At 65.2% G+C, this 23,887-nt stretch carries 23 protein-coding genes; 19 read left to right on the top strand and 4 right to left on the bottom strand.

What is annotated here, in order from left to right; all coding sequences use genetic code 11:
- The first annotated feature begins 53 nt into the window (after nt 1-53).
- From pstC to phoB, 5 genes are read left to right on the top strand one after another with little or no spacing between them, the layout of a single operon-like run.
- Nucleotides 54-1,238, top strand: coding sequence for a phosphate ABC transporter permease subunit PstC (pstC, locus tag CX676_RS12720; RefSeq protein WP_101752957.1), 1,185 nt, complete (start codon nt 54-56; stop codon nt 1,236-1,238).
- Complete coding sequence (gene pstA / locus CX676_RS12715) at nt 1,235-2,590, top strand: phosphate ABC transporter permease PstA (protein WP_101752956.1); 1,356 nt, start codon at nt 1,235-1,237, stop codon at nt 2,588-2,590. Before pstC ends, pstA begins: the two co-directional genes overlap by 4 nt.
- Before the next feature lie 21 nt (nt 2,591-2,611).
- Nucleotides 2,612-3,409 carry a phosphate ABC transporter ATP-binding protein PstB gene (gene pstB, locus CX676_RS12710; RefSeq protein ID WP_232816656.1) on the top strand — a complete coding sequence of 266 codons (798 nt, stop codon included), beginning with the start codon at nt 2,612-2,614 and terminating at the stop codon, nt 3,407-3,409.
- A 19-nt stretch (nt 3,410-3,428) separates the two neighbouring features.
- On the top strand, nt 3,429-4,157 hold the full coding sequence (gene phoU, locus CX676_RS12705) for a phosphate signaling complex protein PhoU (protein WP_101752955.1): 729 nt from the start codon (nt 3,429-3,431) through the stop codon (nt 4,155-4,157).
- A gap of 4 nt (nt 4,158-4,161) precedes the next feature.
- Nucleotides 4,162-4,854, top strand: a complete 693-nt coding sequence (phoB, locus tag CX676_RS12700) for a phosphate regulon transcriptional regulator PhoB (RefSeq protein ID WP_101752954.1) — start codon at nt 4,162-4,164, stop codon at nt 4,852-4,854.
- 61 nt (nt 4,855-4,915) lie between these two features.
- Here the strand turns inward: phoB and CX676_RS12695 are convergent, their stop codons facing one another.
- The 3 genes from CX676_RS12695 to CX676_RS12685 are packed head-to-tail and all read right to left on the bottom strand — an operon-like array spanning nt 4,916 to nt 7,664.
- Entirely contained in the window at nt 4,916-6,220 is a 1,305-nt protein-coding gene (locus CX676_RS12695; protein ID WP_101752953.1) for a TRAP transporter large permease, read from the bottom strand.
- The gene (locus CX676_RS12690; RefSeq protein ID WP_101752952.1) at nt 6,213-6,674 is read right to left on the bottom strand and encodes a TRAP transporter small permease; all 462 of its coding nucleotides are present in this window, start codon (nt 6,672-6,674) and stop codon (nt 6,213-6,215) included. The genes CX676_RS12695 and CX676_RS12690 overlap by 8 nt, the downstream gene beginning before the upstream one ends.
- Nucleotides 6,675-7,664, bottom strand: coding sequence for a DctP family TRAP transporter solute-binding subunit (locus CX676_RS12685; RefSeq protein WP_101752951.1), 990 nt, complete (start codon nt 7,662-7,664; stop codon nt 6,675-6,677).
- Nucleotides 7,665-7,904: 240 nt separating this feature from the next.
- On the opposite strand from CX676_RS12685, the gene CX676_RS12680 reads away from it, so the two are divergent.
- The 5 genes from CX676_RS12680 (at nt 7,905) to CX676_RS12660 (ending at nt 12,696) form a co-directional block, all read left to right on the top strand.
- Entirely contained in the window at nt 7,905-9,047 is a 1,143-nt protein-coding gene (locus CX676_RS12680) for a TRAP transporter substrate-binding protein (RefSeq protein ID WP_101752950.1), read from the top strand.
- A gap of 67 nt (nt 9,048-9,114) precedes the next feature.
- Complete coding sequence (locus CX676_RS12675; protein ID WP_101752949.1) at nt 9,115-9,699, top strand: TRAP transporter small permease subunit; 585 nt, start codon at nt 9,115-9,117, stop codon at nt 9,697-9,699.
- 45 nt (nt 9,700-9,744) lie between these two features.
- Entirely contained in the window at nt 9,745-11,163 is a 1,419-nt protein-coding gene (locus CX676_RS12670; protein ID WP_101752948.1) for a TRAP transporter large permease, read from the top strand.
- On the top strand, nt 11,153-12,514 hold the full coding sequence (locus CX676_RS12665; RefSeq protein ID WP_101752947.1) for an amidase: 1,362 nt from the start codon (nt 11,153-11,155) through the stop codon (nt 12,512-12,514). The genes CX676_RS12670 and CX676_RS12665 overlap by 11 nt, the downstream gene beginning before the upstream one ends.
- Nucleotides 12,511-12,696: a hypothetical protein gene (locus CX676_RS12660; RefSeq protein WP_101752946.1), complete on the top strand. Its 186-nt coding sequence runs from the start codon at nt 12,511-12,513 to the stop codon at nt 12,694-12,696. Before CX676_RS12665 ends, CX676_RS12660 begins: the two co-directional genes overlap by 4 nt.
- A gap of 16 nt (nt 12,697-12,712) precedes the next feature.
- On the opposite strand, the gene CX676_RS12655 is transcribed toward CX676_RS12660, so the two are convergent.
- The gene (locus CX676_RS12655; RefSeq protein ID WP_101752945.1) at nt 12,713-14,341 is read right to left on the bottom strand and encodes a BCCT family transporter; all 1,629 of its coding nucleotides are present in this window, start codon (nt 14,339-14,341) and stop codon (nt 12,713-12,715) included.
- Between the two features lie 174 nt (nt 14,342-14,515).
- On the opposite strand from CX676_RS12655, the gene CX676_RS12650 reads away from it, so the two are divergent.
- The 9 genes from CX676_RS12650 (at nt 14,516) to tssG (ending at nt 23,887) form a co-directional block, all read left to right on the top strand.
- Entirely contained in the window at nt 14,516-15,118 is a 603-nt protein-coding gene (locus tag CX676_RS12650) for a DUF6931 family protein (protein ID WP_198590188.1), read from the top strand.
- Nucleotides 15,119-15,126: 8 nt separating this feature from the next.
- On the top strand, nt 15,127-16,350 hold the full coding sequence (gene tagH, locus CX676_RS12645) for a type VI secretion system-associated FHA domain protein TagH (RefSeq protein WP_101752944.1): 1,224 nt from the start codon (nt 15,127-15,129) through the stop codon (nt 16,348-16,350).
- Nucleotides 16,343-17,713, top strand: coding sequence for a type VI secretion system protein TssA (locus CX676_RS12640; RefSeq protein ID WP_101752943.1), 1,371 nt, complete (start codon nt 16,343-16,345; stop codon nt 17,711-17,713). Before tagH ends, CX676_RS12640 begins: the two co-directional genes overlap by 8 nt.
- Before the next feature lie 92 nt (nt 17,714-17,805).
- Nucleotides 17,806-18,333, top strand: a complete 528-nt coding sequence (gene tssB / locus CX676_RS12635) for a type VI secretion system contractile sheath small subunit (protein ID WP_101754312.1) — start codon at nt 17,806-17,808, stop codon at nt 18,331-18,333.
- Nucleotides 18,334-18,336: 3 nt separating this feature from the next.
- Entirely contained in the window at nt 18,337-19,827 is a 1,491-nt protein-coding gene (tssC, locus tag CX676_RS12630) for a type VI secretion system contractile sheath large subunit (protein WP_101752942.1), read from the top strand.
- Nucleotides 19,828-19,865: 38 nt separating this feature from the next.
- Nucleotides 19,866-20,363, top strand: a complete 498-nt coding sequence (locus CX676_RS12625; protein ID WP_101752941.1) for an Hcp family type VI secretion system effector — start codon at nt 19,866-19,868, stop codon at nt 20,361-20,363.
- Nucleotides 20,364-20,454: 91 nt separating this feature from the next.
- Nucleotides 20,455-21,021, top strand: a complete 567-nt coding sequence (gene tssE, locus CX676_RS12620) for a type VI secretion system baseplate subunit TssE (protein ID WP_101752940.1) — start codon at nt 20,455-20,457, stop codon at nt 21,019-21,021.
- Nucleotides 21,018-22,934 carry a type VI secretion system baseplate subunit TssF gene (gene tssF / locus CX676_RS12615; RefSeq protein ID WP_101752939.1) on the top strand — a complete coding sequence of 639 codons (1,917 nt, stop codon included), beginning with the start codon at nt 21,018-21,020 and terminating at the stop codon, nt 22,932-22,934. Before tssE ends, tssF begins: the two co-directional genes overlap by 4 nt.
- On the top strand, nt 22,931-23,887 hold the full coding sequence (gene tssG, locus CX676_RS12610; protein WP_157935922.1) for a type VI secretion system baseplate subunit TssG: 957 nt from the start codon (nt 22,931-22,933) through the stop codon (nt 23,885-23,887). Before tssF ends, tssG begins: the two co-directional genes overlap by 4 nt.

The following is a 23,887-nucleotide window of genomic DNA, read 5'->3' as shown; positions in this document are numbered from 1 at the left end:
GGGGCCAAGCGGTCCCGCCCGTTCCCTTCCTTCACGCTGCCCGGAAGGCCCGCATGTCGATCCTCTCCCTCACCCTGATCCTGCTGGCGCTCGCGGCCTTGGGCTATGTGCTCGGTTCGCGCCGGGCCCTGGCCGCGACCGGCGGCGATCCCCGCAAGTTGCATTCCCGCCCGGTCTATCACGGCTGGAACGTGGCGCTGCTGGCCGTCGTCCCGGCGCTTCTGGCGCTGGTCGCCGGGCTGCTGCTTGTCGGACCCTCGACCGCACTGGCCCCCGCCGTCCTGGTCCTCGCGCTGGCCGGTGCCGGGTGGGGCCTTAGCCGCATCAGCGCCGAGTTCCGCGCCCGCAACGCGGTCGAGATCATCCTGCGCGGTCTCCTGATCCTCTGCTCGACCATCGCCGTCCTGACCACCATCGGGATCGTGCTGTCGCTGGTCTTCGAATCCGCCGGCTTCTTCCGCCTCTACCCTTGGCAGGAGTTCTTCTTCGGCACCGAATGGACCCCAGCCTTTCAAGGGAATTCCAAGCTGGGCGTGCTGCCGCTTCTGTGGGGCACGCTCTATATCAGCCTGATCGCGCTTCTGGTCGCGGTGCCCATCGGCCTGTTCGCCGCCATCTACATGTCCGAATATGCCGGTCCGCGCGTCCGCTCGCTGGTGAAACCGGCGATCGAGATCCTCGCCGGCATCCCGACCATCGTCTATGGCCTCTTCGCGCTGGTCACCGTCGGCCCGATGCTCAGGGACTGGATCGCGCAGCCGGCGGGTCTGGGCGACAGCGCCTCGTCGGTGATGACCGCGGGGCTGGTCATGGGCATCATGCTGATCCCCTTCGTCAGCTCGCTCTCGGACGACATCATCAATGCCGTGCCGCAATCCCTGCGCGATGCCAGCCTCGGCCTCGGCTCGACCCAGTCCGAGACCATCACCAAGGTCGTGCTGCCCGCCGCCCTGCCGGGCATCGTGGGCGCCATCCTGCTGGCCGCCAGCCGCGCCATCGGCGAGACGATGATCGTGGTCCTGGGCGCCGGCGCCATGGCGCAGATCAGCGGCAACCCGTTCGAGGCGATGACCACCATCACCACCCGGATCGTGGCGCAGCTGACCGGCGACAATGACTTTGCCAGCCCGGAAACGCTGGTGGCCTTCGCCCTCGGGCTGACGCTGTTCGTCATCACCTTGGCCCTCAACGTTCTGGCGCTCTACATCGTGCGCAAATACCGCGAGCAATACGAATGACCGATCTGACGCATCTGCCCGCCCCCGCGACCGCGCCGAAGAAACCCTCGCTGATGGTCGCCGACCCGAACACCCGCCGCCGCCACCGGGCCGAGGCGCGGTTCAAGGCCTATGGCATCGGCGCCATCCTGATCGCGCTGGCGGCGCTGGTCTTCCTGCTGGTGACCGTGCTGCGCGACGGCTCCGGTGCCTTCCAGCAGACCTATGCCAGCCTGCCGGTGACGCTGTCCGCCGATGTCGTCGACCCCAAGGGCAACCGCGATCCGGCCGAGATGTCCAAGGTGCTGACCATGTCCTATGGCAAGCTTCTGGATCAGGCGCTGACCGACTGGATGGCCGCCAATGACGTGACCATCGACGGGCTGAAGAAATCCGACCTCAAGGGCTTCATCTCGGGTCAGGCCTCGGCGGACCTCAGGAACGCCGTGCTGGCCGATCCGGCGCTGGTCGGCCAGTCGCTTCAGATCACCACGCTGGCCTCGTCCCGCGTCGACGGCATGTTCAAGGGCCGCGTCACCGACGAATCCGCAGCCATCGATTCCAAGACCTCGCCCGAACAAGTGGCACTGGCGCGGATCATGGCCGAGAAGGGCGCGCTCGACACCCGCTTCAACCCCGATTTCATCACCAATCCCGACGCTTCCGAGACCCGTGCCGAGGCGGCGGGCCTTGGCGTCGCCATCATCGGCTCGCTTTACATGATGCTGATCGTGCTGGTCCTGTCGCTGCCCATCGGCGTCGCCGCCTCGATCTATCTCGAGGAATTCGCGCCGAAGAACCGCTGGACCGACATCATCGAGGTGAATATCTCGAACCTCGCTGCCGTCCCCTCCATCGTCTACGGCATCCTCGGCCTCGCCGCCTTCATCAACTTCATGGGCCTGCCGCGCTCGGCCCCCATTGTCGGCGGGCTGGTGCTGACGCTGATGACACTGCCCACCATCATCATCGCCACCCGCGCCGCGCTGAAGGCGGTGCCGCCCTCGATCCGCGATGCGGCGCTGGGGGTGGGCGCGTCGAAGATGCAGACGGTGTTCCACCACGTCCTGCCGCTGGCGATGCCCGGCATCCTGACCGGCACCATCATCGGCCTGGCCCATGCCCTTGGCGAGACCGCGCCGCTTCTGTTGATCGGCATGGTGGCCTTTGTGCAGGACATTCCTTCGGCCCCGCCGGGTGGTCTCTTCGAACCCTCCTCGGCCCTGCCGGTTCAGATCTACAACTTCACCCGCCGCGCCGATCCGGCCTTCTTCGAGCGGGCTTCGGGCGCGATCATCGTGCTCTTGATCTTCCTTCTCTGCATGAACCTGCTGGCGATCTACCTGCGCCGCAAATTCGAGCGCCGTTGGTAACGGAGCCGAGGAATGAATATGATGAACCAGATGCGACTGGCGGAGAGCGCCGTGACCCAGAACGACACCAAGATCTCGGCCCGCGACGTGCAGGTCTATTATGGTGACAAGCACGCCATCAAGGATGTCAGCGTCGAGATCCTCGACAAGACCGTAACCGCCTTCATCGGCCCCTCGGGCTGCGGCAAGTCGACCTTCCTGCGCTGCATCAACCGGATGAACGACACCATCCCCATCGCCCGGATCGAGGGCACGATCCGGCTGGATGGCGAGGATATCTATGACCGCCGCGTCGATCCGGTGCAGCTGCGCGCCAAGGTCGGCATGGTGTTCCAGAAGCCGAACCCCTTCCCGAAATCGATCTATGACAACGTGGCCTATGGCCCGCGCATCCACGGCCTGGCCCGCAACCGCGCCGAACTGGATGCCATTGTCGAGAAATCGCTGCGCGGCGCCGCGCTCTGGAACGAGGTCAAGGACCGGCTGAACGAACCGGGCACCGGCCTCTCCGGCGGCCAGCAGCAACGGCTCTGCATCGCCCGCGCCGTTGCCACCTCGCCCGAGGTGCTGTTGATGGACGAACCCTGTTCGGCGCTGGACCCGATCGCCACCGGGCAGGTCGAGGAGTTGATCGACCAGCTGCGGCAGGAATTTTCCGTGGTCATCGTCACCCATTCGATGCAACAGGCCGCCCGCGTCAGCCAGAAGACCGCCTTCTTCCACCTCGGAAACCTGGTCGAATATGGCGATACCGACGACATCTTCACCCGGCCGCAAGATCCGCGGACGGAATCCTATATCACGGGCCGGATCGGCTGAGGCGACAGGGGCAGACGACATGAACCGCGACAAGCATATTTCCTCGGCCTTCGACCGCGATCTGGAAACCATTCAGGCGCTGGTGGTGAAGATGGGCGGGATGGTCGAAAGCGCCATCTCGGACGGGGCCAGCGCGCTGATGAACCGCGACGAGGACCTGGCCGACGAGGTGCGCCGCCGCGACAAGGCCATCGACGCGCTGGAAGCCCAGATCAACGAGGACAGCGCCCGGTTGATCGCGCTGCGTGCGCCCACCGCCACCGACCTGCGGCTGGTGTTGTCGGTCATCAAGATCGCGGCGAGCCTCGAGCGGGTGGGCGATTACGCCAAGAACATGGCCAAGCGCACCCATGTTCTGGCGCAGATGCCGCAGATCGCCGGCTCGGGCATCGCGCTGAAGCGCATGGCTGCGACGGTGGAAAAGATGCTGTCGGATGCGCTGGACAGCTATATCCAGCGCGATGCCGATCTGGCCGGCGACGTGCGCGCCCGCGATCTGGAAGTGGACCAGATGTATAACGCGCTGTTCCGCGAGTTCCTGACCCATATGATGGAAGACCCGCGCAACATCACCGCCTGCATGCACCTGCATTTCATCGCCAAGAACATCGAGCGCATGGGCGATCACGCGACGGCCATCGCTGAACAGGTGATCTATCTGGTGACCGGCGAACTGCCCGATGACAGCCGCCCCAAGGATAACCGCGTACCGCCCGCCGATGCGGTGGCACTGCCGGGCGAGGGCTGAGCCGATGGCGTCGCAACAGACCCCGCTGGTTCTGGTGGTCGAGGACGAGGGCGCGCAGCGCGAGGTGCTGCGCTACAATCTCGAGGCCGAAGGCTTCGGCGTCGCCATGGCCGAGAATGGCGATGAGGCGCTTTTGCTGGTGGCCGAGGAACAGCCCGACCTGATCGTGCTCGACTGGATGCTGCCCAACGTCTCGGGCATCGAGATCTGCCGCCGGCTGAAGGCCGATCCGGCGACCCGCCCCATTCCCATCATCATGCTGTCGGCGCGCAGCGAAGAGGTTGACCGGGTGCGCGGGCTGGAAACCGGCGCCGATGATTACGTGGTGAAACCCTATTCGGTGGTCGAGCTGATGGCCCGGCTGCGCACACAACTGCGCCGCACCCGCCCCGCCACCATGGGCGAGCGGCTGAGTTACGAGGACATCATCCTCGACGCCGCCGAGCACCGGGTCTTCCGCGCCGGCCAGGCCCTGCATCTCGGCCCGACCGAGTTCCGCCTGCTCTCGACGCTGATGGAAAAGCCGGGCCGGGTCTGGACGCGCGAGCAGCTTCTGGACCGGGTCTGGGGCCGCGACATCTATGTCGACACCCGCACCATCGACGTGCATGTCGGCCGGTTGCGCAAGGCACTGATGCAGAACGGCGGGGATAACCCCGTGCGCACCGTGCGCGGCGCCGGGTATGCGCTGGGGTAGCAGACCCCGCCCGATACGCGGTCCGCAAGACCGCCGGGCGAGCGCCGGACCTGTGCCTCGCCTACCGCCCCAACAGCATCAAGCTCAACGCCGGCACTGCCGCAATCACCGCCAGCCCGATCAGGCTGGTCAGCAGGAAGGGCAGCGCCCCCCGCGCCACCTTTTCCAGCGGCAGCCGGGTGATGTTCGCCGCGACATAGAGGTTGATCCCGACCGGCGGGGTGATCAGCCCGATGGCCAGGTTGACCATCACCAGCACCCCGAACCAGATCGGGTCCCAGCCCAGTTCCCGCGCCACCGGCAGGAAGATCGGCAGGCAGATGAACATGATGGTGATCGCGTCCATGAACATGCCGCAGATCAAGAGGACCAGCATGATCACCGCGAGGATCACCCATTCGTTCGACGAGAGGCCGAGCAAGGCGCCGGAATAGGTGCCGACCAGATCATCCACCGTCACCACCCATCCGAACAGCCCGGCATAGGCCACGACCAGCATCACCACCGAAGACGAGGCAGCGGAATCGGTCAGCGCCTGCATCAGCCCGGACCAGTTCAGCGTGCGATAGGCAAGCGCCCCGACGGCCAGCGCGTAGACCGAGGCGACGATGGCGGCCTCGGTCGGGGTGAAGATGCCGGAATAGATCCCGCCAAGGATCACCACCGGCGTCATCAGCCCCCAGAAACTGTCCAGAAAACAGCGCCACAGCCGCGCGCCATAGCCGAGACCCGGATAGGGCGGCGGCACCAGCGCGCGGGTCGCCGCAGCATCGCCGACGCGCCCGAAGGGCAGGGCACACAGCATCAGCGCCCCGCAGACCAGCCCCGGGATGATCGCTGCGATGAACAGGTCGGCGATCGAGGTCTCGGCCAGCACGCCATAGATGACGAGCCCGATCGAGGGCGGAATGACGATCGACAAGGCCGCCCCGGTGCTGACCAGCCCGGCGGCGAAAGCCTTGGAAAACCCGTCCTCCTCCATCGAGCGAATGATCATCGGCCCGATGGCCGCGACCGAGGCCGGGCCCGAGCCGCTGACCGCGCCCCAGAAGAGGCAAACGACCGTGCCGACCAGCCCCATGCCGCCGGGCAGATCGCCCACCAGCACGCGGAAAAAGCGGATCATCCGGTCGGCAATGCCGAGCCGCCCCATCAGGTTGCCGGCGAGAATGAAGAAGGGGATCGCCAGCAGCGAGAATTTTGCAATGCCTGCCGTCAGCAGGTCGCCCACGAGGTCGAGGCCGAAGCCCAGCTGCCACATGGCGACCAGTGCCGAGAGGCCGAGCGAGAAGGCCACCGGCACCCGCAGGATCAGGAACAGGAAGAACAGCCCCACCATCAGGCTGCCGGAACCGATCTCACCCATCACGTTCAGGCCCCCGGACCAGCGCCTGCACATAGCGGACCAGCACCAGCGCAAAGCCAAGCGGCACCGCCGCCGAATACCACCAGAGCGGCAGGTTCAGCGCATAGCTGGTCATGCCCGTCCGGATCTGGTTCTGCACCAGCCCGATGGTGAACCAGACCGAGGCCACAAGCAGCGCGACCGACAGCGCCCCGGCCAGCCAGATCACCACACGGCGGGCGGGCGGGGGCAGCAGGTCCGAGATCAGTTCCACCGCCAGATGCTCGCCTCGCCGCGCCGCGATGGCGGCGCCGAAAACGGTCAGCAAAACGAAGCCGCCAGTCAGCAATTCCTCGGTCGCGGCAAAGCTATGGCTGGTGCCATAGCGCACGACGATATTGGCAAAGCCAAGCGCGGTCATGCCCAAGAGCAGGACCGCGCAGACGATCTTTTCGAAATCGTCGATCAGGCGCATTCAGTTCGCCGCGTTGGCTTCGTCGGTGAACAGCTTCACGATATCCGCGCCGACCTTTTCCGACCATTTGTCGAAGCTGGGCTTGGTCGCGTCCTTGAAGGCCTGCAACTCCTCGGGGGTCAACTCGGTGACCTCCATGCCCTGTTCCTTCAGATAGGCGATGCCCTCGTCGGTGGCCTTGCGGCTGATCTCGATCTGGTAGGCCATGGCCTCGTCGGCGGCCTTCTGGAACTGCGCCTGCGTGGCCTCGTCCATCTCGTCCCAACGGGTCTGGGCGATGCCGAGGAACAGCGGGTCATAGCTGTAATGCCAGGGCGTGATGTACTTCTGCACCTCGTAGACGCGCTGCGGGATGATTACCGCGCCGATCGGGTTCTCCTGCCCGTCGACCACGCCCTGCTGCAGCGCCGGGAAGGTCTCGGACCATTGCATCTGTTGCGGATTGGCGCCGAGATCGGTCATCACGTCGATATACATCGGCCCGGCCACGCGCATCTTCAGCCCGGCCATGTCGGCGGGCGTCTTGATCGGGCGCTTGGAATTGGTCACCTCGCGGAAGCCGTTCTCGCCCCAGGCCAGCACCTTGATGCCATGCCCGGCCATGATCTCTTCCATCTTGTCGCCGGCCGCGCCCTGCGTCGTGCGGTCGACGGCGGCGTAATCGGCATAGAGATAGGGCAGCGAGAAGGCGGCCATTTCCGGGGCCAGCGGGGTCACGTTGATGGCCGAGGTCAGCACCAGGTCGATGGCGCCGCGTCCGGTCATCTCGGCCTGCTTCATCTGGTCGCCACCGGCCAGCTGGGCATTGGGGAAGACCCGCACGTCATAGGCTCCGCCGGTTTCCGCCGCCAGCAACTCGCCGAATTTCTCGGCCCCCTGCTGCCAGGTGGTGGTGTCGCCGACATTGTGGGACAGGCGCAGCGTCTCGGCTGCGGCGGGCAGAGCAAGGGCCAGCGCGGTGGTCGCGGCCAGAACCAGTTTCGTATACATTGTTTTCCTCCTCCTCGTCTTCTTGCGCTGTTGATTGCAGATTGCGCAGGCTCGCGCAAGTTGCCCGCGCGTCCGTTCTGGCCTGCCTCTACAGGAAAATATGGGCTTTCATGCGAGATTTTCTGACCGATCGGTGCAGTCACAAAGAAACGAGCGATCAATAAACTCTTGATTTGAATCCAGCCAGACGGAACAGTGCAGTGGGGAGCAAAGTATACAAATAACCTGGGAGGAAGACACATGACGGAAGACACGATCAAACCTGCGGTGTCGCGCCGCTCGTTCCTGCGGCGTGGCGGGGCCATCGCCGGGGGGGCTGCGGCCAGCACGCTGTTGGCGGCGCCGGCGGTTCTGGCGCAATCGCCGCTGGTCCTGAAGATGCAGACCAGCTGGCCGGCCTCGGACATCTGGCAGACCATGGCGCAGCAATATGTGGACCGGGTGCAGGCCATGTCGGGTGGGCGCATCCAGATCGACCTGTTGCCGGCCGGCGCGGTGGTCGGGGCGTTCCAGGTGATGGACGGGGTCAGCGATGGCGTCATCGACATTGCCCATTCGGTCTCGGCCTATTGGTATGGCAAGCACAAGGCGGCCTCGCTGTTCGGCACCGGTCCGGTCTTCGGCGGCGACCCCACCAATATGCTCAGCTGGTTCTATCAGGGCGGCGGGCGCGAGCTTTACCGCGAGCTGACGCAGGACCAGATGGGGCTGAATGTCGTGGGCCTGATGGCCTTCCCGATGCCGGCGCAGCCTTTCGGCTGGTTCAAGAACCCGATCGCCGGGGTCGAGGACATCAAGGGGATGAAATACCGCACCGTCGGTCTGGCCGCAGACCTGCTGCAATCCATGGGCATGTCGGTCGCGCAGCTGCCGGGCGGCGAGATCGTCCCGGCGATGGAGCGCGGGGTGATCGACGCCTTCGAGTTCAACAACCCCTCATCCGACCTTCGCTTCGGTGCGCAGGACGTGGCCAAGAATTACTACATGGGCTCCTATCACCAGGCGTCCGAGGCCTTTGAATTCCTGTTCAACCGCGACGTGATCGAGGATCTGGAGCCTGACCTGCAGGCGATCCTGGAGCATGGGGTCGAGGCGGTTTCGACCTACAACACCGCCTATGCGCTGGATAACTATTCCGCGGACCTGCTGAAACTGCGCGACGAATCCGGCGTGACCATCCACAAGACCCCGGATGCGATCCTGCAGGCGCAGCTCGAGGCCTGGACGGCGATGATCTCGACGCTGGAGGCGGATGCCACGATCAAGAAGATCCTCGACAGCCAGCGCGACTGGGTCAAGCGGACGGTCTATTACGAGTTGATGGACAAGCCCGACTATGCGCTCGCCTACGAGCATTTCTTCCCCGGCGAACTGAAGATCTGATCGCCTGATCCGCAGGCCCCCGCGCGGTTCGTCCGCGCGGGGGTGTCTTCGAATGCGAGGAAACCCGATGCTTGGCTTTGTGCGCTTTGCCGACAGCTTGTCGGCCTGGTTCGGCAAGACCTTTGGCTGGCTGATCATGCTGATGACCGTGGGCGTCACCTATGAGGTGATCGTCCGCTATATCTTCAACGCGCCGACCTCGTGGTCGCTGGATGTGTCCTTCATCATGTACGGGACGCTGTTCATGATGGGCGGCGCCTATACGCTGTCGCGCGGCGGCCATGTGCGGGGCGATTTCCTTTACCGGCTCTGGCCGGTCAGGGCGCAGGCCTCGGTGGACCTGCTTCTGTACCTGATCTTCTTCTTTCCCGGCGTCTCGGCGCTGATCTTTGCCGGCTGGAAATACGCCGCGCGCAGTTTCCAATATGGCGAAGTCAGCGTGAACAGCCCCGCCGGCATCCCGATCTTCCAGTTCAAGGCGGTGATCGTCGCCGCCGGCATCCTGCTGTTCTTCCAGGGCATCGCGCAGGTCATGCGCTGCATCATGGCGATCCGCGACGGGTACTGGACCGAGGCCGAGGAGGATGTCGAGGAGACCGAGCAGCTGCTGATCCGCGAGCAAGCCGAAAAGGCCCATGCCCATGAGGCCTGACCCGCGCCTTCAGCCAGACCTGCCCCTTCAGACGGAGAACCGAAATTGACCGATCCGCAGGTCGCCCTGTCGATGCTGGGCGTGTTCATCATCCTGGTGTTCCTGGGCTTTCCCATCGCCTTCACGCTGATGGCCCTTGGCATCATGTTCGGCTATTACGCCTATTTCGACGCGGGCCGCATGTGGCGCAGCTTCAACCGGCTGGCCGAGGATGCCGATTGGTGGACCTCGACGACAAGCTGGGTCGAGGGGCTGTTCAACAACCGCATCTTCGACCTGTTCATCAACCAGACCTATACCGTGATGTCGAACGAGGTGCTGACGGCGGTGCCGCTGTTCCTGTTCATGGGCTATATCGTCGAGCGGGCGAATATCGTCGACCGGCTGTTTTCGACGCTGGCCGTCGCCTCGCGCAACATGCCGGGTTCGATGGGCGTGGCCGCGCTGATCACCTGCGCGCTCTTTGCGACCGCCACCGGCATCGTCGGCGCGGTGGTCACGTTGATGGGGCTGCTGGCGCTGCCCTCGATGCTGAAGGCGCGCTATGATCCCAGCTTCGCCAGCGGCATCATCTGCGCCGGCGGCACGCTTGGCATCCTGATCCCGCCCTCGATCATGCTGATCGTCTATGCCGCCGCCTCGGGCGTGTCGATCGTCCGGCTTTACGCGGGCGCAATGCTGCCGGGGCTGGTGCTGGTCGGCCTCTATCTCCTCTATGTCATCGGCCGCTCGATCCTGCAGCCCTCGGTCGCGCCACGCCCGACCGAGGACGAGGTGCCCTCGGTGCCCTTCCCGACGCTGGTGAGGATGCTCGTCACCTCGTTCTTCCCGCTGGCGGTGCTGATCGTCGCGGTGCTGGGCTCGATCCTCTTCGGTCTGGCCACGCCGACCGAGGCCGCCGCCATCGGGGCGATGGGCGGGCTGGTGCTGGCCGCCGGTTATCGCGCGCTGACCTTCCAGCGCCTCAGGGAATCGGTCTACCTGACGGTGCGCACCACGGCGATGGTCTGCTGGCTGTTCGTCGGCTCCTATACCTTCAGTTCGGTCTTTTCCTATCTGGGCGGCGAGCATCTGATCTCGGAATTCGTCAGCGGAATGGACCTGACGCCGCTGCAATTCCTGCTGCTGGCGCAGCTGATCATCTTCCTGCTGGGCTGGCCGCTGGAATGGTCCGAGATTATCATCATCTTCGTGCCGATCTTCCTGCCCCTCCTGCCGATGTTCGGGGTCGATCCGCTGTTCTTCGGGATCCTGGTGGCGCTGAACCTGCAGACCTCGTTCCTGACACCACCCATGGCCATGTCGGCCTATTACCTGAAAGGGATCGCGCCACCCGAGGTAAAGCTGACGCAGATCTTTGCCGGCGTCATGCCCTTCCTCTTCATGGTCTTCATCGCCATGGCCATCGTCTATATCTTCCCCGGCGTGGTCTATTACCTGCCCGAGGTGTTCTATGGCGGTTGATCTGACGGGGCTTTCGGCCATCGACCTGCGCGACGGCATGGCCGCAGGACGGTTCTCGGCGGTCGAGGTGGTGACGGCGCATCTGAAGCGCATTGCCGAGACCGAGCCGCGCCTGCAGGCCTGGGCCTGGCTCGATGGCGAATACGCGCTGGCGCAGGCGCGGGCGCTGGACGAGCGGCGGAAATCCGGGGCGGCGCTTGGCGCGCTGCATGGGTTGCCGGTGGGCATCAAGGACGTGATCGACGTGGCGCGGGTGCCGGGCGAGAACGGGACCGCGATCGACAAGGGCCGGGTGCCGCGCGAGGATGCGGCGCTGGTGGCGCGTCTGCGCGCGGCGGGCGCGGTGATAATGGGCAAGACCGTGACCACCGAAATGGCCTACCTGCAGCCGTCGAAGACCCGCAACCCGCATGATCTGGCGCATACGCCGGGCGGGTCCTCCTCGGGCTCGGCCGTAGCGGTGGTGGCGGGGATGGTGCCGCTGGCGGTGGGCACGCAGACTGGCGGATCGGTGATCCGGCCTGCCGCCTATTGCGGGGTGGTCGGATTCAAGCCGAGCTTCGGGCTGATCGGGCGCACGGGCATCCTGCCGCAATCGCCCTTCCTCGACACGGTCGGGGTGTTCGCGCGCAGTGTCTCTGACGCCGCGCTGCTGGCCGAGGCGCTCGCGGGCCATGATCCCGCCGATCCGGCCACCCAGCCCATGCCCGCGCCGCGCCTGTCCCAGACCGCCAGCGCCGCCCCGCCGGTGCTGCCCAACCTGGTGATGATCGACCTGCCCAGCCCGCCCGAGACCGATCCGCAGATGCGCACGGCGATGGAGGAGCTGTTCGGCTTTCTCGGCGAACGGGTCGAGCGGGTTGACCTGCCGCCGGTCTTTGCCGAAGCGCAGGCCATCCGCACCCGAATCAATCAGGCCGAGATGGCGAAATGCTATTACGCCCATGAACAGCGCGGCCGCGCGCTGATGTCGCCCGAGCTGACCGGGGCGATCGATGCCGGGAAAGAGGTGCTGGCGCGGGATTACCTGTCGGCGCTCGACTGGCGCGGGGTGCTGAACGCCGGGCTCGACCGGATCTTCAACCGTTGCGACGCGATCCTCTGTGCCGCCAGTCTCGGCCCGGCGCCGGATCGGTCCAGCACCGGCGATTCCGCCTTCAACGGCATCTGGACGCTCTGCGGCACCCCGGTGGTCGGATTGCCGCTGTTCGTCAGCGACGGCGGGTTGCCGATGGGGCTGCAACTGGTGGGCCGGGTCGGCGACGATGCGCGGCTGCTGAGGACCGCCGCATGGCTGATGGATCTCGTCCAGTCCGGGCAAGAGATCGACGAACAGAAGGAGATCGCATGATGGACAGGCTGATGGCGCTTTTCGCCTATGCGGTCATGGCCGCGTCGCTGCTGGTTCTGGTCTGGTATGTGCCGCGCTGGGATCTGGGTGGGGTGATCGCGGTGACGCTGGCGCTGGCCGGGGTCGATGTGGTGCAATCGCTGCGCAGCCATCGCAGGCCGCGCAGCCAGAAGGATCGCTGAGCCGCGCGCCCGCGCGCTATCGTGGCTCGGTCTGAAGCGCCTTGATGATGGAATAGCACATCAGCACCATCACCACCGAGAAGGGGATGCCGGTCGCCGTCACCCCTGCCTGCAGTGCCGACAGCCCGCCGCCGATCAGCAGCACGATGGCGATCAGCCCCTCGATCGTCGCCCAGAAGATCCGCTGCGGTTTCGGCGCGTCGATCTTGCCGCCGGCGGTGATCGTGTCGACCACCAGCGAGCCGGAATCGGACGAGGTGACAAAAAAGACCAGTGCCAGCACGATGGCGATGGTCGACATCAGCCCGGTCAGCGGTAGTTCGGCCAGCATCCCGAACAGCGACAGCTCCGGGCTGTAATTGTCGATGACATATTCCTTGACCAGGCTGTTTTCCGGATCGGCGAACAGCGTCTCGATCGCGATGCCGCCAAAGACACCCATCCAGATGAAGATCATCAGGCTGGGGATCAGCAGCACGCAGATGACGAACTCCCGCACCGTGCGGCCGCGCGAGACCCGGGCGATGAACATGCCGACGAAGGGCGCCCAGCTGACCCACCACGCCCAGTAGAAGGCCGACCAGCCCTCGCGATAGGCGTCATCCTCGCGTCCGAACGGCGCCGAGAGCGGGATGAAATCGCGGACATAGGTGACCAGCCCGGTCCAGAACCCGTCCAGCGCCGCCAGCGTCGGCCCGGCGAAGAGGACGAAGAGAAAGAACAACAGCGCCATCACCATGTTGATCTCGGACAGGATCTTGACCCCACCATCCAGTCCCCGCCAGACCGAGACCAGCGCCACCGCCGTCACCAGAATGATGATGATCACCTGCGTCGAGGTGTTCACCTCGAGCCCGAAGACGAAGTTCAGCCCGGCATTGGCCTGCTGCGCGCCAAGCCCAAGGCTGGTCGCCAGCCCGAAGAGGGTCGAGAAGACCGCAAGGATGTCGATGGCATGGCCCCACCAGCCCCAGACGCGCTCGCCAAGGATCGGATAGAAGGCCGAGCGGATCGAGAAGGGCAGGCCCTTGTTATAGGTGAAAAGCGACAGCGCCAGTGCCATCACCACATAGACCGCCCAGCCATGCAGGCCCCAGTGGAAATAGGTGCCGGCAATGCCAAGGGCGCGGGCCTCGGCGATGTTCTCGGGGATGATCTGCCCGTCCGGCCCGATGGGCGAGGGCACGCCAAGCGGCGAGGAGACGTTCATGTGATAGACCGGCTCGAGCACGCCGAAGAACAGAAGCCCGATGCCGATGCCGGCGGCAAACAGCATCGCGAACCACGAAAGATAGCTGTATTCCGGTTCGGCATCCTTGCCGCCCAGCCTGATGCCGCCATAGGGCGAGACGATCAGCGCGAAGCAGAAGATCACGAAGAAATCCACGACGATCATGAAATACCAGTCGAGCGTCTGGGTGGCGAAACTGACGATCGACTGGAACACGCCACCCGCCGTTTCGGGAAAGATCAGCGTCAGCAGGATGAAGGTCATCGCCGTCAGGGCCGAGACCACGAAAACCGGATTGTGGATGTCGAACCCGACCGGCCCCAGCGAGCCTTCGATATTGTCTTGGCCCACGACGTAATCCGTGTCGTGGAACAGGTCGTCGTCGGGTTGCGGAGTCCCTCCGGTCTCGGTCATGGTGGCCTGCCTTCCGGTTGTGGCTTCTTCAGTTTTTCTCCCACGATCATCGGGAAAATTGCACAAAACGCAAAACCAACCCTCGCTGACCTGTTTCCGTACAGTCGGTCACGGGCTTGACCTTCCCGCCCAAAGCCTTGATCTTCTCGCCAGTTAAACGGTTCCGGCAGTGCCATGAATGACTCGACCCCTCCGCCGACGCGGTCCGATGCGGACAAGACGCGGCCGCCCATCGGCGCGCTGCGGTTCGACACGCCGCAAGACCTGTACCTGCGCCTGCCCGAGATTGCCGAACTGACCCAGCAGCGCCCGCGCCCGGGCGAGGACCCGCTGGCCTTCCTGGGCCGGCTGCGCGCGTCGACCACGCCCGAGGAGGCCGTGACCTATACCGCCTTCGCCGCCTTGCCGCAGATGTCGGTGCGCTGGGGTTATGAGTGCCTGCGTCTGATGGCCGATTACCTCGATCCGATGGAACGGCCGATGATGGAGTTGGTGGCCGCCTGGCTGAACCACCCCTCGACCGCCATGCGCCAGCGGATCGCGCGCGATGCACTCTGGGCGCCGTCGAGGACGCCCTCGGTGCTTCTGGGCCTGGCCGTGGCCTGGTCGGGCGGGCCGGTGGCGCCGAACGATCCCATGCCCGCGCCGCTGCACCGCGCCCCGCGCTCGGTCAACAGTGCCGTGCTGTCCTGCCTTGCGCGCGCCGAGTTGCACCGGCGACCGATCTTTCTCGCCCGGTTCATCGACATGGCCGAAACGCTGTTCCGCGTCTACTGACCACGCCCATGACCCTGACCCTGCAGATCGAGAATTATCAGGTGCTGGACGATGGCGGCCCGGCCAGCGTGCAGGTCCCCGATGGCGGGCTGTCCGCGGGCCGTTCGGGCGGCATGGGCTGGGTGCTGCCCGATGCCAGCCGGCACATCTCGGGCCATCATTTCGATGTCTACCTCGACGAGCGCGGTTGGTGGCTGCGCGATGTCTCGACCAACGGCACCTTCCTGCAGGGCCAGCGCTACCGGCTGGACGGGCCGCACCCGCTGCAGGACGGCGACCGCTTCCAGGTCGGGCAATACATCATCGTCGTTCTGTTGGATCAGCCGGGGCAGGGCTCGGCGCTGACGCCCGTCTCGCTGCCCGACCGCTCGCAGGCGCCGGGCTTTGCCGAGGATCCCTGGGCGCTGGAGGGTGGCCCCTCCGCGCCGATCGATCCGCTGCCGGCCCGGCATCTGGGCCAGCGCCATGACTTCGCCGACGATTTCATCCCGACCGGCCCTTCGCGCCAGCCTGCGCGTCGCTACGCGCCTCCGGTGGTGCCGCCTTTGGACGATCCGTCTACCTTCGCCGCCCCACCATCCGCGCCGCGCGAGATCACCGGTTTCCAGCCGCCCGCCGCGCCCGCGCCCGAGCATGATTTCGTCCGCGCCTTCTGCAAGGGCGCCGGCCTGCCGCCCGACCTCTACGCCGACGTGGCACCCGATCAGCTGGCGCAGGTTCTGGGCCAGACGGTCCGTCGCGTGGCGCAGCAGGTGATGATGGCGCTGCAGGACCGCGCCGCCGCCAAGCAGTTCGCCCGGACCGGCGAGCGCACGATGCGCGGGGCGGCGGACAACAATCCGCTGAAATTCCTGCCCGATGTCGACCAGGCCCTCGAGACCATGTTCCTGAAACCGCGTGCCGGCTTCCAGGACGGGGTGTCCGGCTTTGACGATGCGCTGAACGACCTGCGGCTGCATCAGGCGGCACTGTTTGCCGCGCTGCAGCCGGCGCTGGCCAAGCTGATGACCGATCTGGCCCCCGAGACCATCGAGCCCGAGGCCGAGACCGGGCGTCTTGGCGGCAACAAGCGCGCCAAGGCCTGGGAGATTTTTGTCGAGCGGTGGGACAAGAAGACCGCGCCGCATGAGAACGGGATGCTGGACGAGTTCCTGATTCATTTCTCCGCGGCCTATCGCGACATGGTCGAGCGTCAGGGCGGCGTCGCGGGAAAGGAGCCGAAGGATGGCTGAAACTCAGGCCTTGCCGCTGAACTGGCTGTTGCAGCCGATCAGCGAGGACGCGCCTTGCGGCCCCGATCTCGAGGCCGAGGGCGCGCCCGCCTTCATCGACTACTATTACGAGGCCGAGGTGCGGCTGCCCGAGCGCTATGTCACGCCGGGCATGGCCGGGGTCGAGGGCAGCATCGACCAGGTCTTTGATCCGAAATCCATCAACCTTCGGGCCGAGACCCAGGCGATCAGCGATCTTCTGCGCCAGAGCCGCGACCTGCGGCTGCTGTCCTTGCTGGCGCGGTTCCAGATTCTCGCCGGCCGGCCGGGCGATTTCGCCGACACGCTGCAGGTGATGGCGGAGGCGCTGATCCAATGGCCCGATGCCCTGCATCCGGGCGTCGAGGGTTCCTCGGCCGACCGCCGGGCGGCGCTGGAAGAACTGGGCTCGATCAAGACGGTGGTCATGCCGCTGCATTACCTGCCGCTGGCCGGTCAGGCGGATGCGACTTATCGCCGCTATCTCGTCGCAACGGGTCAGGCAAGCGGGCGGGCCTCGGAGGAGGGGATCGAACGCGGTCCGATCATGTCGACCCTGGCCTCGCCGGCGCATCAGAAACTGGTCGAGCGTCTGCATGGTGACCTCGGGCGCGCGGCACAGGCGCTGTCGCGCATCGTCGAACTTTGCGCGGCACATCCCACCGCGCGCTTCCGCCCCTCGGTTGCCGAGACGCTGGATGCGCTGACCGGGATGCAGAAACTGCTGCAGGAGGCGCGGCCGGAACTGGTGATCTGGTCCAGCCAGGTCGAGCCCGCGCCGATCCCGGTGGAGGCGCCCACCGAAGCCACGCCGGATCAGCCCTCAACCGCCCCGGCCCCGCTCGCGGCGCTGCCCCCCATCGACGCCATCGCTGATCGCGCGGGCGTGCGCGCGGCGCTGGAAGGGACTGAGCGCTTCCTTGCGCGAAACGAACCGTCCTCGCCGGCGCTGCTTCTGGTGACGCAGGCACGGCTGTTGATCGGTCGGCCGTTGATCGAGGCGCTTGAGACGCTGCTGCCCGGTGATGCCGGCAAGGCGGTGATCGGATTCGTGCCCGAAACCGGTTTTGCCCTGTCGATGGAGCGGATGAAGAAGCTCAGCGAGAACGCGCTTGGCGGATTTGATCCGCAGGCCGGGGGCACCGAGGCACCGGCGGCTGAACCGCTCGTTCTGACCTCGCGTGCCGAGGTCGCCGCGCAGTTGCAGGCGGTCGAGGCTTTCTATGCCGCACGCGAACCGGCCAGCCCGATTCCGATCCTGCTGGCCCGGGCACGGGGCTTCATGGACAAGGGATTCCAGTCGATTGTTGCGGAATTGATGCCGAAGGCCGAGGCGAAAGGCTAGGCTTTGACCTTTCGGACAGGGATTCCGGGCTGTGCCATTGACACAGTCAAGATTTGATTGTTTCGTCGCACGCAACTGTTGGGAGTTTAATGATGGCCGCGGACAAGTCGACCGATTTTATCAAGCGTAATCGCCCGCCGCGGGTGAATATTTCCTACGAAGATCCCTATGACAGCGAGAAGATGGTCGAACTGCCCTTCGTCATGGGCGTGATGTCGGACCTCTCGGGCAATGCCTCTCCGGTCGAGAAAAAGCCGCTGGAGGAGCGCGATTTCGTGGATGTCACCGCCGCCTCGCTGGACGAGTTCATGGACAGCGTGACACCGGGCCTGACCTATAACGTCGAGAACGAGCTGGGGGCCGAGGGCGGTCGCCTGGGGGTCAATCTGGAATTCCGGTCGATGGAAGATTTCGAACCGGCCGCCATCGCCCGGCAGATCCCGGCGCTGAAGAAACTGCTCGAGGCGCGCCAGCATCTGGCGAACCTGCAGCGTTACATGAATTCGAAACCCAAGGCGCAGGAACAGATCCGGCAGCTCTTGAACGACCCCGAGCTGATGGCGGCCCTGGCCGCGCGCGAAAGCGCCAAATCCGCATCGGACGACGGCACGGAGGACTAAGTCATGGCCCAAGCCCCCCAGCAGGCCGGCAAAGAGAATGCCGGCCTCGCCGAGCTTGACGAATTTTCCGACATCCTGCGCCAGACCATCAAGCCGCGCACCGATGTCGCCGCGAAAGAGGTGGACAACGCCGTTGTCGCCCTGGTCAACGAGGCGCTGCAGGACGAGACCCTGATCGGCGAGGACGTGATCGACACCATCACCGCCATGCTGGCGAAGATGGACAAGAAACTGTCCGACCAGCTGAACGAGGTGATGCATCACGACGAGTTCCAGAAACTGGAAGCCTCGTGGCGCGGTCTGGCCTATACGATCAACAATTCGGAAACCGACGCCACCCTGCGGGTCAAGGTGCTGAACGCCTCGAAGCAGGAACTGGCGGCGATGATGCGGCGCTATCCCGGCGCGAAATGGGACAAGTCGCCGCTGCATCTGAAGATCTACGAACAGGAATTCGGCACGCTCGGCGGCAAGCCCTTCGGCGCGCTGGTGGGCGATTACTATTTCGACCAGTCGACCGCCGATGTGGGCCTCTTGCGCGCGATCGGCAAGGTGGCGGCTGCGGCCCATGCGCCCTTCATGAGCTCGGCCGCGCCCGAGCTGCTGGGCATGGACAGCTGGACCGAGATCGGCACGCCGCCTGACCTGTCCGAGATCTTCGAGACCCCGGACTATGCTGCGTGGAACAGCCTGCGCGACAGCCAGGACAGCCGCTACCTGGCGCTGACCCTGCCGCGCGTCCTCTCGCGTGAGCCCTATGGCCAGAACACCAATTCGGTGGTCGAGGAATTCGATTTCCAGGAGGAAACCGACGGCCATGACGGCAAGCAATATGCCTGGATGAACGCCGCCCACGCGATGGCGGTGAACATAAACCGCGCGCACAAGGAATATGGCTGGACGGTGCAGATCCGCGGCGTGCAGTCGGGTGGCGAGGTGCTGAACCTGCCGAGCCACACCTTCGAGACCGGCGATGGGTCGAAAGACCTGAAATGCCCGACCGAAGTGTCGATCACCGACCGGCGCGAGGGCGAGCTGTCCAAGGCCGGGCTGATCGGGCTGATCCACCGCAAGCATACCGACAAGGCCGCCTTCATCGGCGCGCAGACGCTGTACCGGCCCAAGAAATACGTCGATGACATGGCGACGGCCTCGGACAACATGTCCTCGCGCCTGCCCTATATCTTCGCCGTGTCACGCTTCAGTCACTATCTGAAGGTAATGGTGCGCGACAAGATCGGACAAAATCCCGACCGCTTGCAACTTCAGACGCAGTTGCAGAGTTGGGTCAACAAATATGTATCCGGCAATCCCGAAAGCGCGAGCGAGCGGGAGAAAGCCAAGAAACCTTTGGCGGGGGCCAAAGTGGAAGTGGTCGAGGACGAGGAGAATCCCGGCTATTATGTCGGAAAGTTCTTCCTCAAGCCGCATTTCCAGCTTGAAGGAATGGACATCGGGATGAGTCTGGTGTCCAAGCTGCCGAAAGGCAAATGAGTTTTTTACCTGGCTGTCGTGATTAAAGGAGCGAGTGCATGGCCGTTGATATCTTCCTGAAACTTTCGAACAATATCAAAGGGGAATCGCAGGACGATACCCACCGGAACAACATTGATGTTCTGGCCTGGAACTGGGGTCTGACCCAGTCGGGAACCACCCATGTCGGCTCTGGCGGCGGCGGCGGCAAGGTGAATGTTCAGGACATCACCCTGACCAAATATGTCGATCTGGCCTCGAATGACCTGATCAAGCGCTGCACCAACGGCGAGCATATCGAGAACGGCGAACTGATCGTCCGGAAATCGGGCGGAACGGCCCCGGTCGAGTATTTCCGGATCAAGATGGAAAACATCATGATCACCAGCTACAACACCGGCGGTTCCAAGGACGGTCTCGACCGCATCCAGGAAACCCTGACGCTGAACTTCCGCAAGTTCGAAGTGCTCTACACCCTGCAGGAAGAATCGGGCGCTGCCGGCGCCGAGACGATGGCCGGCTGGGACATCGCCGAGAACAAGGAATGGAACGCCTGATCCCAAGCGATCAGCGTCATTCCCTGACAGGAACGATCCCCGGCGCAGCGCAGACTTGCGCCGGGGATTTTCTATGGCAGGCTGAGACCCGATGAGCCGCAGCCCCCAGAAACGCCCCGACCGGCAGATGTCGATCCTGCAGGTCTTTCGCGCCGCCGCCCGTGCGGGCGATGCGCGCGATGCCGCGCCCTCAGAGCGCCGCGCCGATGACGACCGCATCATCTCGGTCCGGCGCCGCCAAAGCCGCGACGGCAGCGACCCGGTTTCCATGCAATCCGATCTGGCCATCGACATTGCCAGCCTGATGAACACGATCCGTCTCGACGCGCTGGTCGACCTGTCCGATGCGCCGCTGGTGCAGAAATCCATCATCAATTACGGCTTCCGCGACATGTCCAGCCTGACGCGAAGCCAGGAAACCACCGCGCGCATCGCCGCATCTATCCGCGAATCGCTGGTCCGGCACGAGCCGCGCCTGATCGCGGAAACGCTCGAGGTGCGCGTGTCCGAGCGCAGCGCCAAGACCGACCAGCGCATCTTCTTCGACATCACCGCCGAGATGCGGGCCTCTCCCGCCGACCTGCCGATGGATTTCGTGGCCGAGGTCGATCTGGGCGCCGGCAAGCTGCGCATGACCGGCGGGCGGCCCGAGCGATGAGAAAGGCCTTCCGCGACCTCTACAACCGCGAACTGGCCATGCTCTACGAGCGGTCTGCCGAATTTGCCGCCGAGTATCCGGGTATAGCCGACCGCCTTGGCGGGTTGTTGCGCGACAATACCGACCCGGCCGTTGCCGGGCTGCTGGAAGGCACGGCCTTCCTTGCCGCGCGGGTGCAGCTGAAGCTGGACGAGGAGTTTCGTGGCTTCACCACGGAGCTTCTGGAACAGATCTTCCCCGACGCCCTGGCGCCGATCCCCTCGGTCATGCTGGTGCAGGCCCAGCCTCCGGCGGACGAGCGCAAGCTGGACGAGGGCTGGCGCTTCCAGCCCGGTGAATATCTGGATGCGCGTTTTGTCGATGCCGACCAGCGGGTCTCCTGCCGCTTCCAGCTGACCTCGCCCTTGACCCTTTGGCCGCTGTCGGTGGAGGCGATCACCTATCACGACGCGCCCGGTCCCCTCGGCGCGCTGGGGCAGGACCCCGATCCCCGGACCAAGGCCGGGCTGCAACTGGGCATCCGCCGCAGCACGGCGGGCGGCATGGCCGGCTTGCCGCTGGACGAGCTGGTCCTGAACCTGACCGCGCCGGATTTCGGGCAGGCGGCGGCGCTCTATGAACAGATCCATTGCGACCGGCTGCGGATCTCGCTGCGCTGGATCGACAAGCAGGGCGATCCGGCTTTCCTGCGGCTGAACCCCGATCAGCTGAGCCAGATCGGCTTTGATGAAAGCGAACGCCTGTTCAGCCGCGATACCCGCCTGTTCGACGGCTTCGCCCATCTGCGCGAGGCTTTCATCTTCCCGAGGAAGCATCTCGGCTTTCGCCTGACCGGCCTGCGCCCCCTCCTGTCGCGAATCCCCACGGATCGGGTCGAGATCGTCATCGAGTTCCGCCGCAGCGACGATGTCCTGGCCGCCCGTCTGGGGTCGGGTCATGTCGCGCTGAACTGTGCCCCGGCGATCAACCTCTTCGAGGAAACCAGCAGTCAGGTGCGGCTGGACCAGAAGCGACATGAATTCGTGGTGACGCCGGACAGTAGCCCGGTCACGCATTACGAGATCCACCGCATCGCGCAGGTCTTTGCCCATTACGGCAGCAGCGCCGACAAGGTCGAGGTGCGCCCGCTTTACGCGCTGCCCGATGGCGGCACCCCGCCCCGGCAGGCGCTCTACTACACTGCCCGCCGGAAGCCCCGTCGGCTGACCACGCATGAACGCCGCTTTGGCAGCCGCCATCGCTATCGCGGCACCGAGACCTATATCGCGCTTTACGAACCGCCCGCCGAGGAGGTCGCCAACCGGGCGCAGCGGTTGCAGATCCGGGCGCTCTGTTCCAACCGCCACCTGCCCGAATACCTGCCCATCGCCGGCAGCAAGGACGATTTCCACTTCACCAGCGATACCAGCGTGGCGCTGTCCTGCCTGATCGGCCCGACCAAGCCGCGCGATTCCATGCTGGAGATCGACCGGGGCGCGCCGCATCGGGCGGAACAGGGGGATGTCTACTGGCGGCTTCTGTCCTATCTGTCGCTGAACCATTTCGGGCTGGATGACCGGCCGGGCCGCGACGGTGCGGAAAGCCTGCGCGAATTGCTGAGCCTCTTCGCCGACATGTCCGACAGCATCACCGAGGCGCAGATCCAGGGCATCAAGTCGCTGAAGACCCGGCCTGTCGTGCGCTCGATCCGCCGCGCCGATGGCTTCTTCCCGGCGCGCGGGCTGGAAATCAGCGTGACCTATGACGAGGCGGCCTTTGAAGGCTCGGGCATCATCACGCTCGCCGCCGTGCTGGATCGCTTCTTTGCCGAATACGCCAATATCAACAGCTTCACCCAGTCGGTGACGATCAGCCAGCAGCGCGGCGAGATCATGCGCTGGCCGCCCCGCACCGGCAGCGGGGCTTTGCTGTGAGCGGCGATCAGGGCTTTCTGGCGCTGCTGCGCCGGCTGGAACGCGAGGCGCCAGAGAAACCGCCGATCGGCCGGGCCGCGCGTTTGCGCGACGAGGTGGTGCGGATCGGTCAGGACCCCTCGCTGGCCTTTCCGGCGGGCGAGTTTTCCGAGACCCGGAACGGTTCGCTCAGGGCGCAGGTGCTGGGCTTCTTCGGCCCGCAAGGCGCGCTGCCGCTGAACACCACCGAAGAGGTCGCCCGCTGGCTGGAAACCGGGGATGACAGCTTTGTCGCCTTCACCGACATCCTGGCGACGCGCTTCCTGCAACTGTTCTTCCGCGCATGGTCGGATGCCCATGCCATCAGCCAGTTCGACCATCCGGGCAGCGACCGCTTCAACGGCTATGTCGCCGCCATCGCCGGGATCGGCACGCCGGCCTTCCGCGACCATGACGGGCTGCACGATCTGGCCCGCCTGCCGATGGTCTCGCTGTTCGGTGGCCGGGTGCGCAGCCCGGTTCGCCTCAGGCAGATGATCGAGACCCACCTGGGCGTCGATACCCATGTCGAGGAGCACGTGCCCTACTGGATGGAGTTCGACGCCAGCGACACTTCGGCGCTTGGCCAGCGCGGCAGTTCCATTGGCCGTGACATGTACCTGGGCGCGCGGGTGCAGTCGGTCGGCGAGAAGATCCGGCTGGATCTGCGCACGGCGAGCCTTGCCCAGTACCGCCGCTTCCTGCCCGGCCAGCCCGGCTATCAGCGGCTGGCCGATATCGTCTTCTGGTATCTGGGCAAGACCTTCGTGGTCGACGTGTCGCTGTCCCTGCCGGCCTCCGAGGTAGAGCCCGCCGTGCTGGGCAAATCCGCCAGCATCGGCTGGATGGCGGCGCTGGCCCCGGCCAATGACGACCCCGAGCATTTTGTAACCGCGGCCACCTTTACCCTGGATACCGACCGACCTGCCGCCTGA

Origin of the sequence: Paracoccus zhejiangensis (genome assembly GCF_002847445.1) — a bacterium.
GTDB classification, from domain to species: Bacteria; Pseudomonadota; Alphaproteobacteria; order Rhodobacterales; family Rhodobacteraceae; genus Paracoccus; species Paracoccus zhejiangensis.
This window is presented reverse-complemented; position numbering and strand designations above follow the sequence as displayed.

What these genes read in the sequence shown, in the direction of transcription:
- phoU (WP_101752955.1), top strand. Translation starts at nt 3,429, where the DNA reads ATGAACCGCGACAAGCATATTTCCTCGGCCTTCGACCGCGATCTGGAA.
- phoB (WP_101752954.1), top strand. Translation starts at nt 4,162, where the DNA reads ATGGCGTCGCAACAGACCCCGCTGGTTCTGGTGGTCGAGGACGAGGGC.
- tssE (WP_101752940.1), top strand. Translation starts at nt 20,455, where the DNA reads ATGAGCCGCAGCCCCCAGAAACGCCCCGACCGGCAGATGTCGATCCTG.
- tssB (WP_101754312.1), top strand. Translation starts at nt 17,806, where the DNA reads ATGGCCGCGGACAAGTCGACCGATTTTATCAAGCGTAATCGCCCGCCG.
- CX676_RS12625 (WP_101752941.1), top strand. Translation starts at nt 19,866, where the DNA reads ATGGCCGTTGATATCTTCCTGAAACTTTCGAACAATATCAAAGGGGAA.
- CX676_RS12685 (WP_101752951.1), bottom strand. Translation starts at nt 7,664, where the DNA reads ATGTATACGAAACTGGTTCTGGCCGCGACCACCGCGCTGGCCCTTGCT.
- CX676_RS12655 (WP_101752945.1), bottom strand. Translation starts at nt 14,341, where the DNA reads ATGACCGAGACCGGAGGGACTCCGCAACCCGACGACGACCTGTTCCAC.
- tssF (WP_101752939.1), top strand. Translation starts at nt 21,018, where the DNA reads ATGAGAAAGGCCTTCCGCGACCTCTACAACCGCGAACTGGCCATGCTC.
- pstC (WP_101752957.1), top strand. Translation starts at nt 54, where the DNA reads ATGTCGATCCTCTCCCTCACCCTGATCCTGCTGGCGCTCGCGGCCTTG.
- pstB (WP_232816656.1), top strand. Translation starts at nt 2,612, where the DNA reads ATGAACCAGATGCGACTGGCGGAGAGCGCCGTGACCCAGAACGACACC.
- tssC (WP_101752942.1), top strand. Translation starts at nt 18,337, where the DNA reads ATGGCCCAAGCCCCCCAGCAGGCCGGCAAAGAGAATGCCGGCCTCGCC.
- pstA (WP_101752956.1), top strand. Translation starts at nt 1,235, where the DNA reads ATGACCGATCTGACGCATCTGCCCGCCCCCGCGACCGCGCCGAAGAAA.
- CX676_RS12675 (WP_101752949.1), top strand. Translation starts at nt 9,115, where the DNA reads ATGCTTGGCTTTGTGCGCTTTGCCGACAGCTTGTCGGCCTGGTTCGGC.
- CX676_RS12680 (WP_101752950.1), top strand. Translation starts at nt 7,905, where the DNA reads ATGACGGAAGACACGATCAAACCTGCGGTGTCGCGCCGCTCGTTCCTG.
- CX676_RS12695 (WP_101752953.1), bottom strand. Translation starts at nt 6,220, where the DNA reads ATGGGTGAGATCGGTTCCGGCAGCCTGATGGTGGGGCTGTTCTTCCTG.
- CX676_RS12690 (WP_101752952.1), bottom strand. Translation starts at nt 6,674, where the DNA reads ATGCGCCTGATCGACGATTTCGAAAAGATCGTCTGCGCGGTCCTGCTC.
- CX676_RS12650 (WP_198590188.1), top strand. Translation starts at nt 14,516, where the DNA reads ATGAATGACTCGACCCCTCCGCCGACGCGGTCCGATGCGGACAAGACG.
- CX676_RS12640 (WP_101752943.1), top strand. Translation starts at nt 16,343, where the DNA reads ATGGCTGAAACTCAGGCCTTGCCGCTGAACTGGCTGTTGCAGCCGATC.
- CX676_RS12660 (WP_101752946.1), top strand. Translation starts at nt 12,511, where the DNA reads ATGATGGACAGGCTGATGGCGCTTTTCGCCTATGCGGTCATGGCCGCG.
- tagH (WP_101752944.1), top strand. Translation starts at nt 15,127, where the DNA reads ATGACCCTGACCCTGCAGATCGAGAATTATCAGGTGCTGGACGATGGC.
- CX676_RS12665 (WP_101752947.1), top strand. Translation starts at nt 11,153, where the DNA reads ATGGCGGTTGATCTGACGGGGCTTTCGGCCATCGACCTGCGCGACGGC.